The sequence below is a fragment of the Gemmatimonadaceae bacterium genome, from assembly GCA_019637445.1.
Taxonomy (GTDB): Bacteria; Gemmatimonadota; Gemmatimonadetes; order Gemmatimonadales; family Gemmatimonadaceae; genus Pseudogemmatithrix.
Genome location: JAHBVS010000005.1, coordinates 43,084 through 56,660 on the forward strand (window position 1 = coordinate 43,084; position 13,577 = coordinate 56,660).

Here is a 13,577-nt window from a genome sequence, read left to right on the forward strand (position 1 = left end):
CGTCCCGTCGGTCAGTGATCCAAGGTATCATTGCGTCAGTTCCCAGAGCGCACGGATGGGCACCGCATAGAGGCCGTCGCCGAAGCTCACGCTGGCCTCGCCGTCGTACAGCACCACGCCACCTGCAAACCGCTTGCCCAGCGCCGTCTGCAGCTTGCGGATTCCCCGGAAGTCGGAGGCGGTGACTGTCGCGGACGCCTTGACCTCCACTGCGGCCAGCGCGCGCGCGCCCTGCTCGATCACGAGGTCCACCTCCACTCCGTCCTTGTCGCGCAGGTGGTGGAAGCGCAGGTCGTCATCCCGCCAACTGGCCTGACGCCGAAGTTCCTGCACCACGAAGGTCTCCAGCAGCTGTCCCAGGGTGCCGCGGTCCTCCGACAGTGCGGCTTCGTCGAGCCCCAGCAGCGCGCAGGCCACGCCGGTATCGGTGACGTGGAGCTTGGGCGTCTTGATGAGGCGACTCAGCCTGTTGCTGTGCCAGGGCGGCAGCTCTTCAAGCAGGAAGATGCGCTCCAACAGCGTCACGTAGTCCCGGATGGTTGGCCGGCTCAACTGAAAGGGCGCCGCGAGGTCACTCACGTTGAGGAGGTGCGCGGTCTGTCCGGCCGCCAGCGTGAGCAACCGCGGGAGAGCGTCCAGCGACGCAATCCGAGCCAGGTCGCGCACGTCGCGCTGCACCAGCGTCTCCACGTAGTCGCGGTACCAGGTCGCCCGCCGCTGCGCCGAGCTGCGGGCGAGCGCGGTTGGAAAACCACCGGACACGATGCGCCGCCCGAGCTCCTTGCCCAACCGAGCGTAGGGGCGCGCCTTGAAGCCACCTCCGAACAGGGCGTCGAGGAACGCGGGCTTCGCTCTTGCCAGCTCGCTCTGCGCCAGCGGGTGCAGGCGCAGGATCTCCATCCGTCCGGCGAGCGAGTCGGAGAGCGTGGGTAGCAGCAGTACGTTGGCCGAGCCCGTGAGCAGGAATCGGCCCGGTCGCCGGTCGCGGTCCACCGCGCGCTTGAGGGCGGTGAAGAGCGCAGGCGCGCGCTGGACCTCGTCCAGGATCGCGCGCTCGGGTAGGTCGCCCACAAAGCCTACCGGGTCGGTGGTCGCCGCCTCCAGCGTGACCGCATCGTCAAAGCTGAAGTAGCCGTAGCCGTGCGCGTCCCCTGCCGCTTGGGCGAGGGTCGTCTTGCCGCACTGCCGAGGCCCGTGGATCAGCACCACCGGCGACTCGGCTAGTGCCTGTTCGAGCAGTGGCGTCGCGAACCGCGGATACGGAGGGATGGGTGCCATTACGGCCAAATGTAAGCTTCGGTGGCGGCCATATGCAATCTAGATTAGCGGCCGATTGCAATGTTAGATGGCGGCCATATGAAAAGCACCTCGACTCGGAAGCCCGGCGCCTCCGGGCGCTGCGGAGTCACCGTCACACCACCGTCCATCGGACCGAGAACAGCGTCTCGGTCTCGGCGCGCTGCGCCAACCGACGCTCCAATTCGTCAATCAACCGGTCGCGCTTTTCGAACACTTCGTCCTCGGCGGCGAAGATCTCCTGCCGCTGCTTGCGCTGCTGGCGTTCCAGCTTCTGGATGCGCTCCTGGACGGCGTGCTGCTCGGCCAAGGTCACCGCCTGCCGCGCTTCGCGACGCAGCGCCTTGATCTGCTCCTTGGTGTCGTGCAGCGCCTTCTCGGCCGAATGCACCAGGTCCTCGGCCCAGCGTTCCAGCTTCTCGCGCGCCGCCTGAAAGTGCGCGTTATTCTGCTCCAGCGAGCGACTGACCGTGGCCTGCGCGTGACGCTCCGCTTCGCGCGCCAGTTGGCCCTGCGCTGCGGACGGCAGCACGTGCGGTGCGGCCGTGCCGCCCAGTCCGAACAGCTTCTCCATTGTCTCCTGATCGAGGGCGACGCCCGCATCGTCGAAGCCGGAGAAGAGCAGATACTCCTCGCGTTCGTAGGAGTCCACGGCGAGGCGCGTGAGCGTGAGGTAGCCGGAACGCCCGCGCAGGGATTCAGCCGCAGCGATGCGTGTCGGGTGAGCCGAGCTGTCGAAGGTGAGGTGTGCGCTCGGTGTGAGTAGCCCCTTGGCGCTCTCGATTACGTGTTCGCCCAGCGGGTGCGAGAGTCGGTAGAGGAAGCGGCTCGCCTCCTCGCCGCTGGCGTCGCCATCGCTGGCGCGCGGGTGTGTCTTGGAGATCAGGTGGTAGCGACCCGTGGCGATGTGGTCGTCTGGGGCGCGGTACAGGTCGAAGGCCAAGGCCGCATCGTCAAAGCTGGCGGCCTCGTGCAGCATCCAGCGGGTGAGCGCCCAGAAGCGCTGGCCCACGCGATCTAGCTGTGCCTGCGCGTCCGCTAGTTGCACGCGCAGCCGTTGGTGAACGTCCTCGTCGAAGTGTTCGAGCAAGGCGCGGCGGGTGTCGTCGAGGCGCGCGCGGATCTGTTCGTCTAGCTCATCCTGAAGCGCCTTGAACGCCGCGTCAATCTCAGCCGGCGTGCGGCACTCTTGGTAGATGGCCAGAATGCGCTGCTCAAAGTCCACGCCGCTGTCGATGCTGCCGAGAACGTCGTCAGAGGCGCCGAAAACGCCGCTGAAGAGGGAGAACTTCTCCGTCAGCAGCTCGAGTACTCGCTTGTCGGCAGCATTGCGCTCGTTGAGGAAGTTCACAACCACGACGTCATGCCGCTGGCCGTAGCGATGGCAGCGTCCAATGCGCTGTTCGATGCGCTGCGGATTCCACGGTAGGTCATAGTTGACCACTAGGGAGCAGAACTGCACGTTGATGCCCTCGGCCGCCGCTTCGGTGGCCAGCAGGATCGTGGCGTGGTCGCGGAAGTGCTCGACGAGTGCGGTACGGAGCTCCACCGCCTTCGACCCCGAAATCCTCCCGGAATCGCGATTGGCCTCGAGCCATCGCTGGTAAATCGCCGTCGCTTCGGGCCCACCATTGGTCCCGTTGAACACGACCACCTGGCCCGCATACCCGTGGGTCTCGAGGAACTGCTTGAGGTAGTCCTGCGTGCGCCGTGACTCTGTGAAGATGAGAGCCCGTCGCGCGGCGCCCGTCTTCGCCATCTCCGCAAGTCCAACGTCGAGCGCGGTGAGGAGTGCCGCAGACTTGCTGTCCTCGCCGATGCGCCTCGCACGGTCCGCTAGGCGGCGCAGAATCTCTATCTCTTCGCGAAGCTGCTGTCGATTGATGGGCACCGAGGACTCGGTTTCCAAGCCGGCCGCGTCCTCGTTCGCGAGGATCTCGTCCAGAAGGTCCTCTTCGAGTTCCTCGGACTCGATGAGTCGCTCCGTGAACTCGGGGTCGTTACCGACCCGTTCGTCGCGCAGCGACTCCAGGCGCTTCCGCAGAGCATCAAGGGTGCCGGCAATCGCCTGTGAGGAAGAGGCCAGCAGCTTGCGCAAGATGAGCGCCGTAAGGTGGCGCTGACGATGGGGAAGCGCATAGCTGTCCTCACGCTGCAGGAACTCCGAGACAGCTTCGTACAATGCGTGCTCGTCGTCAGTCGGCTGGAAAGGTCGTGTGAGCGGACGCCTTTCCGTGTAGCGAACGTACTCGGTAACCTGATTCCGCAGAGTGCGCTTGCAGAACGTTGCCAGCCGCGTGCGGAGCGCATCTAGATTGCTGCCGGCGCTCGCGTAAAGCGACCGGAACGCATTGACGTCGCCGAACAGTGTGTCGTCGATGAGCGTCGACAGGCCGTAGAGCTCGAGAAGCGAGTTCTGCAGCGGCGTGGCGGTGAGTAAGAGCTTTCGGCAACCCTCCGTCGCCCACCGTATCCCCTGACCCACCTTGTTGCTCGGACGGAAGGCATTCCGGAGCTTGTGAGCCTCGTCGATGACAACCAGGTCCCATGCCACACCTCGCAGCTCATCCCGAAACGCGTGCGCAAAATGGTATGACATCACTTGGATCGCACCGGATGCGAACGGGTCGTGGCCGGCCCGGCGCGCTTCGCGAAGCGACTTAGCGTCGAGCACCAGTACCGGCAGTTTGAACTTCTCGCCGAGCTCCAGCGCCCACTGCTTCCGAATCGCAGCTGGAGCGATCACCAGGAGCCGGCGCTTGCGCTCGGCCCACAGTTGGCAGAGCACAATGCCCGCCTCGACTGTCTTGCCGAGGCCGACTTCGTCAGCGAGGATCACGCCCTTCGAGAGGGGGGAGTGCAGGGCGAATAGGGCGGCCTCGATCTGATGCGGATTGAGGTCAACTGCTGCGTCGAACAGCGCTGAGGAGAGGCGGTCGATGCCTCCGGCGGCCCGCCGAGTCAGGTCGTGGGCGTAATACTTGGCGTGGTGAGCGGAGAGAGACATCAACTCGTCGTGTGCGGTGCTCGGCGTTCATCGGTGGCGCGCCGTTGGGCGGCCGGGCGCACGCAGCAGTTGTCTTGAATGCAAATGCAAGCAGAAGTGCCGGGCCGGTAGCACTGGCGCATCCCTCCTAGCCTAGGGCGCCAGACGCTCACCCAATCATTCTCGGCGCAACGATTCGCCGCGAGCCTCGTTAGGCTGTCCAAAGAGCGGCGGAAGGCAACAGCACAGCAACAAACGCACGCACGCAAGCTGAGAACTCTGCATTCTTCTCCTGCATCTTCCTTAGCTCGTCGAGCCTAACTGGCGTCAACGGATCAGCGTCGTTGGCGGATAGGTCGATCAATGCGCGCGCGCGTGCGAGCACGTCCAGCTTCTGCTGAATCAGAGCGGGGCGGTCATACAAGTGTAACTCGAGCTTCCGGACCGAGAACTCAGCGCTGGCCGCACCAATCCGCCACGTAACCAGTGGTCCGCAGTGTACGACATCCTCCTCCACCGCGTGGAGATATGGGTCTATGAACGGCAGCTCGTCGCTGTGGTAGTCAGACTTGCGCCGATTGCACTCAGTGCAGGCGACCGTAAGGTTGTCCCAGACAAACCGCAACTCCTGGAACTTGCTTGCAGGCTTCTTGTGCTCCACGTCCCCAGGCGTGTTGTGGCCGATTCTGCTCTCACAGAACACGCACTTCCATCCGGTCTCCTCGCGAAGGGCAGCGCGCACGTCATCGTGCCGATAGCGCTTGCGCTTCGTTTCGTTCGTCGGGTCTGCAAGGTACTCCTGGAGCCACCTCGCTCCGTTCTCGACTAGCACTGTCGGCTCGGCACCTTTTTCATGACGCCTCATGAGAGCGAGCTCTCGCCTCGAAGAGGAGCCTGGACGAGGTAATCTCCGAAAGCCGATTCAAGCCCTTCTTCGCGCAGTCGCTCACGGAGCTCCGAGATGGCATCCGCGTCAAATGAGCGATCTGCGAACCCGGACAAGAGCTGCTTGATTCGTGCCTCAACCCACAAAGGCATCACGACGGGAACGTCCAATACATCACGAAGCAAGCGCTGCGGCGAACCCGCCAGATCCGTGTGCTCAAGCCGACGTGACGTGACGCGTTGGTTAGTCCCGAACAAGAGACCGTAGACTGCTGCAACTGGCGACGATGCCACTACGAACGGGCTGTGTGTTGCAACGACAAACCGGTGGTCAGGAAATGCGTCGAGCAGTCGCGGCAGAAACTCGCGTTGCATGCTCGGGTGCAGATGATTCTCAGGCTCATCCAACAGCACCGTGCACGTTCGGCCACCGATTGCGTGCATATGAATCTGCCAGGCAATGCCAAAGATGGCATTGAGGCCTCCTGACATTGACTCCAGAGGGAAGCGCCCCGTGCGTGTGCGAAGCAGGACCTCTGGAGTATCGATCTCAATCCGTTCAAAGCCGAGATGCTGTGGGAGAAGCTTGCCGAGGATGCTCTCGAAGCCGCGAAGGATACCCTCGTACTCCTGGTTCGCACTTACTGACGAGTTGCCCTCTCCAAAGACCGCGAAGCCAATTAATGCCTCCTTCATTGCAACGGATGGGTTTCGTCTAGGCGACTCCCCGTAAGACTGAAAGAGGAAGTTCTGGTAGGCTTGGAAGTGCTGCTCAGATGTTTTCGGGTCAATCGGAATGTTTTGCAGGCGCGCGTAACCGGGAGGAGGGCGATGCGACGGAATGTGGATGCCGGCGACGGGCCGCTGATTATCGAGTTGAATATTGGTCTGTGTGGAATCTGCGACCGGAGCGACGATGCGAGCTTGGTGTCCTTCTGAGTATCCAAGGGTTCCGATGGGCACACCGCTGATTTCCGGCTGCTCTTCGGCATCCCACGCGTCTGAGTATCGCCGACGCTGGCGTTTTGACGTGAGCGGCGACGAGAGGAACTGCTGATTCCATCCGAAATGGCGCCCGAGCAAACTCAAAAGCGTCGTCTTACCGCAACCGTTGGGGCCCGTTAGCACCACAAGGCGGTCAGACAGATCTAGCGCGACGCTTTCGAACTGGCGCCAGCGACTGAGTTTCAGATGTGTGAAGTAGGTCATAGGTCAGTCACGTTGCCATTCCACTGATGAACCAAGCAAACGGGCTCTCCACTTGCCGACTTCAAGCAACAGCATGAGGTGTCGCCAATCCATTGGCCTTCGTAACCGCGTCCACGAGACGAGTCGAGTTCTTGGTGAGAATTCAGCTCGCGCCCGCCATCCACCTACGTCTGCTGACCACGCAACGGAATGCGGAGTCAACACGACGCGCCCACTGATCTCAATACTCCATCACCACGGCCGCGCCCACACCCCTCATGGCCTCCCGCCAAGGCAAGAACTCGAGAGAGATCAGCACAGAAATCCCAACCACCCCCGCCCCACACCGCATCGCCAACCTTCGCGTCGCCGCCGCTGTCCCTCCCGTCGCCACCACATCATCCACAATCAACACCAGCGACTTCGAATCCAACGCGTCGGAATGGATCTCCACCACATCCTCCCCATACTCCAACGCATACCGCTCCGAGATCCGAGCAGAGGGAAGCTTCCCAGCCTTCCGCACCGGCACCAACGCCGCGCCTAGCTCCAAAGCGATAGGAGCCCCAAACAGAAACCCCCGGCTCTCAATCGCCAGCACGTGCGTGACGCCCTTCCCACGCCAAGGCGCCGCCATCGCCTTCACCACATCCGCGAACAAGACAGGATCCAACAAAACAGGCGTGATGTCCTTAAACACCACGCCCGGCTTGGGAAAATCCGGCACATCCCGTATCGCCGCCCTGAGCCGCGCCTCCAGCCCCACCGAGCCCGCGTCCGTCATCAACATTCCTCCGCGCCAGGGACCCCGCAACCCATCCTAGGGCACCCTGCCCTAGGCCCGCAATCAAGACTCGAAGCCATGCCGCCCAATCAACGGCACAAACCGCATCGCATCGAGCGTCGTCTCCTCAAACTCCGCGTCTGAAGTCCGCCGCACCCGAACCAACTTCTGCACCTCACGGTCCCCAATCGGAATCAGCAGCTGCCCACCCACCGCCAACTGATCCAACAATGGCTGAGGCACAGCAGGCGACGCAGCCCCAACAAGAATCGCGTCATAAGGCCCATACTCCGGCCACCCCAGCGTCCCATCCCCCACACGCTGGATCACATGCTCAATCCCGCATCTCCGGAGAGCTTCCCGCGCCAACTCCGCCAACGCCGGAATCCGCTCAATCGAGAACACAGCACCAGCAAGCCGCGACAAGAGCGCCGACTGGAACCCAGAGCCAGTGCCAATCTCGAGCACGCGTTCTTTGCCGGAAAGCCCAAGCAACTCGAGATACTTGGCGTGAACCCAAGGCTGCGAAATCGTCTGCCCCTGCCCGATCGGCAACGGCGAGTCCTCATAGGCGCGATGCCGCAGCCCAGTCGGCACAAACTCATGCCGCGGCACCTCATCAAACGCCTTCAGCACCGCCAGGTCTTTGATCCCCTTGCGCTGCAGCTCCTCGATCAACCGCCGCCGCGCGCCGCCGTACGCGTGCACTAGAGCGGACGCCACCACCGCTCCGCATCCTCCAGCCGGTCCTTCGCCGTCAGGTCCAGGTGCAACGGCGTGATGGAGATGTACCCATCCTTGAGCGCGCGGAAGTCGGAGTCCTCCGACGAGCCAGTCCACGACACCGACCCACCACCGATCCAAAAGATCTCGCGCCCCCAGGGATCCTTCATCGGTGTCAGCGAGTCGGAAAACACACGACGCCCGAGCCGTGTCAGCCGAATCCCCTTCACGTCCTTCGCGGGGATGGGCGGGATATTCACGTTGAGCAGCGTATCAGCAGGAAATGAAGGCAGCTGCGTCAGGTGCGTGAGCACCTTGGTGAGATTGTCCACGTGGTCGAAGAGCAGTGAGTCGTCCGACCGCAACACCCGCCCGCCAAACGACACGGCAATCGACGGCACGCCCAGCGCCAGCCCTTCCATCGCCGCGGCCACAGTGCCGGAATAGAGAACATCCTCGCCCATATTGGGCCCGTGGTTGATGCCGCTCAGCACGAAGTCCGGCCGCTCGGGCAGCAAGGCCTCGATGGCCAGCATCACGCAGTCGGTCGGCGTGCCGTCCACCTGCCAGCGCCGCTCGCCGAGCTGGATGGGCCGCAGCGGATGATGCAGCGTCAGCGAGTGCGACGTCGCCGACTGCTCACGGTCCGGCGCCACCACCCACACCTCGCCCAGCGGACTCGCCGCGCGCTCGAGGCACTCCAGCCCGCGCGCCAGGATTCCATCGTCATTACTGCACAGAAGCCGCATCAGTCCTTGCGCTCCAAGATCTCGAGGATGCCCTGTAGGTCCTTCTCCAACTGGATCACGGTCTCCGCGTCCAGGCCCTGCCGCGCCGCGGGCTTGATGCCCCCGCCCTTGCGCTGCTCGTCCACCTTCTGCTTCGCGCCCTCGATCGTGTACTTCTCCGTGTAGAGCAGGTGCTTCACCAGCATCACCAGCTCCACCTCGCGGCGCGTGTACACACGGTTGCCGCTGCGGTTCTTGGCCGGGCTCAGGAACTTGAACTGGCTCTCCCAATACCTCAGCACGTGCGGCTTGAGCTCGGTCATCTCGCAGACGTCGCCAATGCTGAAGAACTCGCGGACCGGCTCCGCGCCGCCCGCCATCACTCGTTCTCCGCCTTCAGGTCGCGCGTCATCAGCTCCACCAATGCCCAGCGCGCCGGCTGCTTCTCAAACAGCACGCGATGCACGGCGTTCACGATCGGCATCTCCACCCCGTGCTTCTCGGCCAACTTCTTGGCCGTCTCGGTGGTCGTCACGCCCTCGGCCACGGTCTCGCGGCCCTGCAGCACTTCCTGCAAGGTGGCGCCGCGCCCGATCTCCAAGCCAACGGAGCGATTGCGCGAGAGCGATCCAGTGCAGGTCAGCACGAGGTCGCCCATGCCGGCCAGCCCCGCGAAGGTCTGCGGATCGGCCCCGAGCTTCACGCCCAGCCGCGTCATCTCGGCCAACCCACGCGTGATCAGCGCGGCCCGCGCGTTGAAGCCCAGCTGCAGGCCGTCGGCAATACCAGTGGCCACGGCCATCACGTTCTTGAGCGCGCCGCCGAGTTCCACGCCGATCACGTCGCTCTGCGTGTAGACGCGGAACGCGGAGGTGCTGAGCGCCTCCTGCACCTTGAGCGCGGCGTCGGTGTCCGCCGAGGCCGCGACGATGGCGGTGGGCAGATGGTTGGCGACTTCTAGGGCGAAGCTCGGCCCACTCAAGGCGACGATGGGATGCCCGGGGATCTCCTCGTTCACCACGTCGGTCATCAGCGCCAGATGGTCGCGATCAATGCCCTTGGTGGCCACGACAAGCGGGATGCCCTCGGGCACGTGCTTCTTGGCGGCCGCGGCAACACCACGCAGCACGTGCGAGGGCGCGACGAACAGCGCCAGCTCCACGCCCTCGAGCACGTGCTCGAACTGGCCGGAGGCCCGCAGGTCGCTGTGCAACTGCACGCCGCCCAGAAAACGTCGGTTCTCGGCGTGCTGGTTGACGCTCTCCACCACATCGGGCTCGTAGGCCCAGAGCATCACGTCGTGCTCGTTCTCGGCCAACAGGTTGGCCAGCGCGGTGCCCCAGGCGCCGGCGCCAATCACGGCGACTTTCATTGTGCCTCCTTCTGCTTCTTGCCTGAGCCGAAGCTGCGCGGCTCGGTGCCGGCCCTGAGCCGCGCAATGTTGCCGCGGTGCGACCAGACCACGAACACGCCAATCAACAGCGCCACAGTGAAGATGGGCGATTGCACACCCTTCACCACCGCCACGGCGATCGGCAGCACGATAGCCGCGGAGATGCTGCCCAGCGAGATGATGCCGCTTCCCGCCGTCACAGCGATGAACACGATGAGACTGATGCCCAGCGACACCGGCGCCAGCGCGCCAAACACACCGGCGGCCGTCGCCACGCCCTTGCCCCCGCCCTTCCAGCCGAGGAAGATCGGCTTGGCGTGGCCGGCGATGGCGAGGATGCCGCAGGCGAGGCCCCAGACCAGCACTTCGCGCGACTCGAAGAACCACACGCCCTTGATGTGCTTGGGCAGATAGAGCACCGGCAGCGCGCCCTTGGCGGCGTCAATCAACAGGACCACGATGCCCGGCAGCGCGCCGAGGTTCCGAAACACGTTGGAGGCGCCGAGGTTGCCGGAGCCCACCGTGCGCAGATCGATGCCCTTGAGCAGACGGCCGGCCAGGTAGGCCGTCGGGAACGAGCCCGCGAGGTAGGCAATCGCGAGCGCCACGCCCCAGTGCAGGTTCCCGGTCAGCTCATTCATACGTGTTGCGGCCTCCCTTGCGGCGCAGCAGGATCTTGAGCGGGTTGCCCGTGAAGCCCCACTTCTCGCGGAAGCCGTTGTGCAGGTAGCGCACGTAGTGCTCCTGGACGAGCTCCGGATGGTTGCCAAACACGGCGATGGCCGGCGGCGCCGTGAGCACCTGCGTGGCGTAGTTGAGCTTGACCTCGTTGCCCGCGGCCTGCGGCGGCTGCCGGCGCGCCAGCAGCTCCTGCAGCGTCTCGTTCACGTCGCTGGTGCTGATGCGCTTCTTGCGCTCGCTCTCCACCTCAAGCAGCACGTCCATCACCTTGGTCACGCGTTGGCCCGTGATGGCACTCGTGAACAGGAAGGGCACGAACTTGAGATACGGCGCCTTCTCCGTGCATTCCTTCTGGAACTTGGCGCTGGTCTTGTCGTCCTTCTCCTTCAGGTCCCACTTGTTGACGACAATGATCATCCCGCGGCCGGCCTCCCAGGCCAGCGTGGCGATCTTGAGATCCTGGTTATGCAGCCCCTCGGTGGCGTCGATCATCAGGATGCAGATGTCGGCGCGCTCGATGGCTCGGCGCGTGCGCAGCGAGGAGTAGAACTCGATGCCGTCGTCGATCTTGCTCTGACGTCGCAGACCGGCGGTATCGACAAAGATGAACCGCCGTTCATGATACGTGAACGGCGTGTCGATGGAGTCACGCGTCGTGCCGGCCGTGTCGCTCACGACCAGACGGTCCTCGCCGAGCAGGCGGTTGATGAACGAGCTCTTGCCGACGTTCGGGCGGCCGATGACGGCCACGCGCATCACGTCGGGGCCCGCGACCTCTTGCTTCTCGGGCAGCTTCTCGACGATCACATCGAGCAAATCGCCCGAGTTCTTGCCGTTGGCCGCCGAGACCGGCACGGGGTCTCCCGCGCCCAGATTGAAGAACTCGAAGTGATCCGTGCTCTTCGGGTCGTCCACCTTGTTGGCGACCAGCACCCAGGGCTTCCGCGAGTTGCGCAGCATGTCCACGATACGCGCGTCGCTGGGGTGCAGGCCCGCCTTGGCGTCCACCGTGAGCAGCAGCAGGTCCGCTTCCTCGATGGCCTGCTTCACCTGACGCTTGATGGCCACGTCCATCGGCAGGTCGGAGTCCTCGACCAGGCCGCCCGTGTCCACCAGCCAGAACGCCCGCCCCTGCCACTCGGCGCGCGCAAAATGCCGGTCACGCGTGGTGCCGGCCTCTTCGCTCACGATCGCCGTGTCATCGCCAATGAGGCGGTTGAACAGGTGCGACTTGCCCACATTGGGCCGCCCCACGAGGGCGACCACGGGGATGGTGCCGTCGTTCACGCGATGCCCTCCGCTACTCCGGCTGGCACACCTTCTTGTTCGAGCACGTCGATAAAGTCGTACGAGGGATACACGGGCATCGGCAGGTCTTCGCGCACGGCGATGAACGATTCATCGTCGAGGAAGATGCCGTCCTGGTTGATGGTCTCGGCGGGGATCAGCGCCAGATCGAGATCGTGGCGCTCGGCCAGCGCGCGCCGGATGTCCGCGCCCACGAGCAGGCCTGCAGTGGTGACGGTGGGGCCGAAGAGCGAGTTCTCTGTTGCGATGAGTTCGAACTTGGCACCCGTCTGGTTCGTGAGCTGTTCCAACAGCTCGGGCATCAGCTTGGCCATGGCCGAGCCGGTGACGACGCCGATGCGCTTGCCATCAAGCCGCGGCAGGCGGGAGACGCCATCGCGCACGCGGTCGCGCAGCGAGGTCACCGCGCCCACACCGTTCTCGATCTGCGAGAAATCGCCATAGTGCTCGGCGGCCGGCAGCTCGCGGCCGGCGAGCAGGTAGAGCTCGTCGGAGCCATAGACCCAGACCTCGCCGCGCTCCTTCTGCGCCTTCGCCGCCCAACGCTCGGCGGTCTCGAGGATCTTGTTGGCGTTCTCGCGGTCCATCGACTTGCCGGTGTAGATGTGCGAGAACTGCGTGAGTCCCACGGGCACGAGCGCGACGGAGAGGCAGGCGTCGCCGAAGCTGTAGAGGTCCTTGAGGGACTGCTCGAGCACGTCGTCGGAGTTGAGGCCCGGGACCACGACCATCTGGCCGTGGAACTGGATGCCGCCCTCGGTGAGCCGCGTGAGCTGCTCCATGATGTTCGGCACGCGCGGGTTGTTGAGCAGGACCTTGCGGGCCTCCCAGGGCGTGGCGTGCACGGAGACGTAGAGCGGCGAGAGCCGGTACTCGAGGATGCGCTGGAAGTCGCGCTCCTTGAGGTTGCTGAGCGTGGCGAAGTTGCCGTAGGCGAAGCTCAGGCGGTAGTCGTCGTCGCGGATGTAGAGCGGCTTCCGCAGGCCCTTGGGGAGGCCTTCGATGAAGCAGAACTCGCAGCGGTTGGCGCAGCGGCGGACGTTGGGAGGCTCGAGTTCGAGGCCCATGGGCTCCCCGCCCTCGCGTTCGATCTCGAACACGACGTGCTCGCCGTCGGGGAGCCTTGCTTCGAGCTCGAAGGCGTCGTCGGCGGTGAGGAACTCCCAGTCGAGGAAGTCATCCAGGGCGCGCCCGTCCACGCTGAGCAGCTCCGTGCCGGGCACGAGGCCCAGCTCGGCGGCGATGCTCTCGGGGTGGACTTTGGAGACGCGGACCATGGGACTTCCTGAGTGCCAACGGGACAAAAAAAGCCGCGGCTTCGCGGCTCAAGAAATCTATTAAGACAGAGGGGCGAACACAATGTCAGGGCGTCACTTATAGAACTGACGATATGCCACAGAGGCACAGAGACACAGAGGACTGCGGATGCGGGATGTACGGCGAATGCGGGACAACGGCGAGGGGCGATTCGGAAACTACAACTGCCTTCTTGGGGGGCCGCGGCGCACGGATCTGCCCGAGGGACCCCTTTGAAGGGCAGTTGCCGTTGCGGTTACCGCATTGCCGTCCGCGGTTGACCCGCATTCCGTTCCCCGTATTCGCAGT

12 protein-coding genes are annotated in these 13,577 nt (G+C 64.3%); all 12 read right to left on the bottom strand.

Annotation, left to right across the window (positions count from 1 at the left end; all coding sequences use genetic code 11):
• Positions 1 to 27 precede the first annotated feature (27 nt).
• The 12 genes from KF709_14935 to KF709_14990 all read right to left on the bottom strand — a co-directional run bounded on the left by KF709_14935 (position 28) and on the right by KF709_14990 (position 13,249).
• On the bottom strand, positions 28 to 1,278 hold the full coding sequence (locus KF709_14935; GenBank protein ID MBX3175700.1) for an ATP-binding protein: 1,251 nt from the start codon (positions 1,276 to 1,278) through the stop codon (positions 28 to 30).
• Positions 1,279 to 1,411: 133 nt separating this feature from the next.
• Complete coding sequence (locus KF709_14940; protein ID MBX3175701.1) at positions 1,412 to 4,303, bottom strand: DEAD/DEAH box helicase family protein; 2,892 nt, start codon at positions 4,301 to 4,303, stop codon at positions 1,412 to 1,414.
• Positions 4,304 to 4,493: 190 nt separating this feature from the next.
• The gene (locus tag KF709_14945) at positions 4,494 to 5,114 is read right to left on the bottom strand and encodes an HNH endonuclease (GenBank protein ID MBX3175702.1); all 621 of its coding nucleotides are present in this window, start codon (positions 5,112 to 5,114) and stop codon (positions 4,494 to 4,496) included.
• A gap of 29 nt (positions 5,115 to 5,143) precedes the next feature.
• The gene (locus KF709_14950) at positions 5,144 to 6,376 is read right to left on the bottom strand and encodes an AAA family ATPase (GenBank protein MBX3175703.1); all 1,233 of its coding nucleotides are present in this window, start codon (positions 6,374 to 6,376) and stop codon (positions 5,144 to 5,146) included.
• 220 nt (positions 6,377 to 6,596) lie between these two features.
• Positions 6,597 to 7,121, bottom strand: a complete 525-nt coding sequence (locus tag KF709_14955; protein MBX3175704.1) for an adenine phosphoribosyltransferase — start codon at positions 7,119 to 7,121, stop codon at positions 6,597 to 6,599.
• Positions 7,122 to 7,202: 81 nt separating this feature from the next.
• Positions 7,203 to 7,865 (bottom strand): protein-L-isoaspartate(D-aspartate) O-methyltransferase, encoded by a 663-nt coding sequence (locus KF709_14960; GenBank protein MBX3175705.1) that lies wholly within the window; start codon positions 7,863 to 7,865, stop codon positions 7,203 to 7,205.
• Complete coding sequence (gene surE / locus KF709_14965; GenBank protein MBX3175706.1) at positions 7,847 to 8,611, bottom strand: 5'/3'-nucleotidase SurE; 765 nt, start codon at positions 8,609 to 8,611, stop codon at positions 7,847 to 7,849. The genes KF709_14960 and surE overlap by 19 nt, the downstream gene beginning before the upstream one ends.
• Complete coding sequence (locus KF709_14970; GenBank protein ID MBX3175707.1) at positions 8,611 to 8,970, bottom strand: MerR family transcriptional regulator; 360 nt, start codon at positions 8,968 to 8,970, stop codon at positions 8,611 to 8,613. Before KF709_14970 ends, surE begins: the two co-directional genes overlap by 1 nt.
• A complete protein-coding gene (locus KF709_14975; protein MBX3175708.1) occupies positions 8,970 to 9,962 on the bottom strand; it encodes an NAD(P)-dependent glycerol-3-phosphate dehydrogenase in 993 nt (330 codons plus the stop codon). Before KF709_14975 ends, KF709_14970 begins: the two co-directional genes overlap by 1 nt.
• On the bottom strand, positions 9,959 to 10,624 hold the full coding sequence (gene plsY, locus KF709_14980) for a glycerol-3-phosphate 1-O-acyltransferase PlsY (protein ID MBX3175709.1): 666 nt from the start codon (positions 10,622 to 10,624) through the stop codon (positions 9,959 to 9,961). Before plsY ends, KF709_14975 begins: the two co-directional genes overlap by 4 nt.
• Entirely contained in the window at positions 10,617 to 11,951 is a 1,335-nt protein-coding gene (gene der, locus KF709_14985) for a ribosome biogenesis GTPase Der (protein MBX3175710.1), read from the bottom strand. The genes plsY and der overlap by 8 nt, the downstream gene beginning before the upstream one ends.
• A complete protein-coding gene (locus KF709_14990) occupies positions 11,948 to 13,249 on the bottom strand; it encodes a DUF512 domain-containing protein (GenBank protein MBX3175711.1) in 1,302 nt (433 codons plus the stop codon). Before KF709_14990 ends, der begins: the two co-directional genes overlap by 4 nt.
• Positions 13,250 to 13,577: the final 328 nt, after the last annotated feature.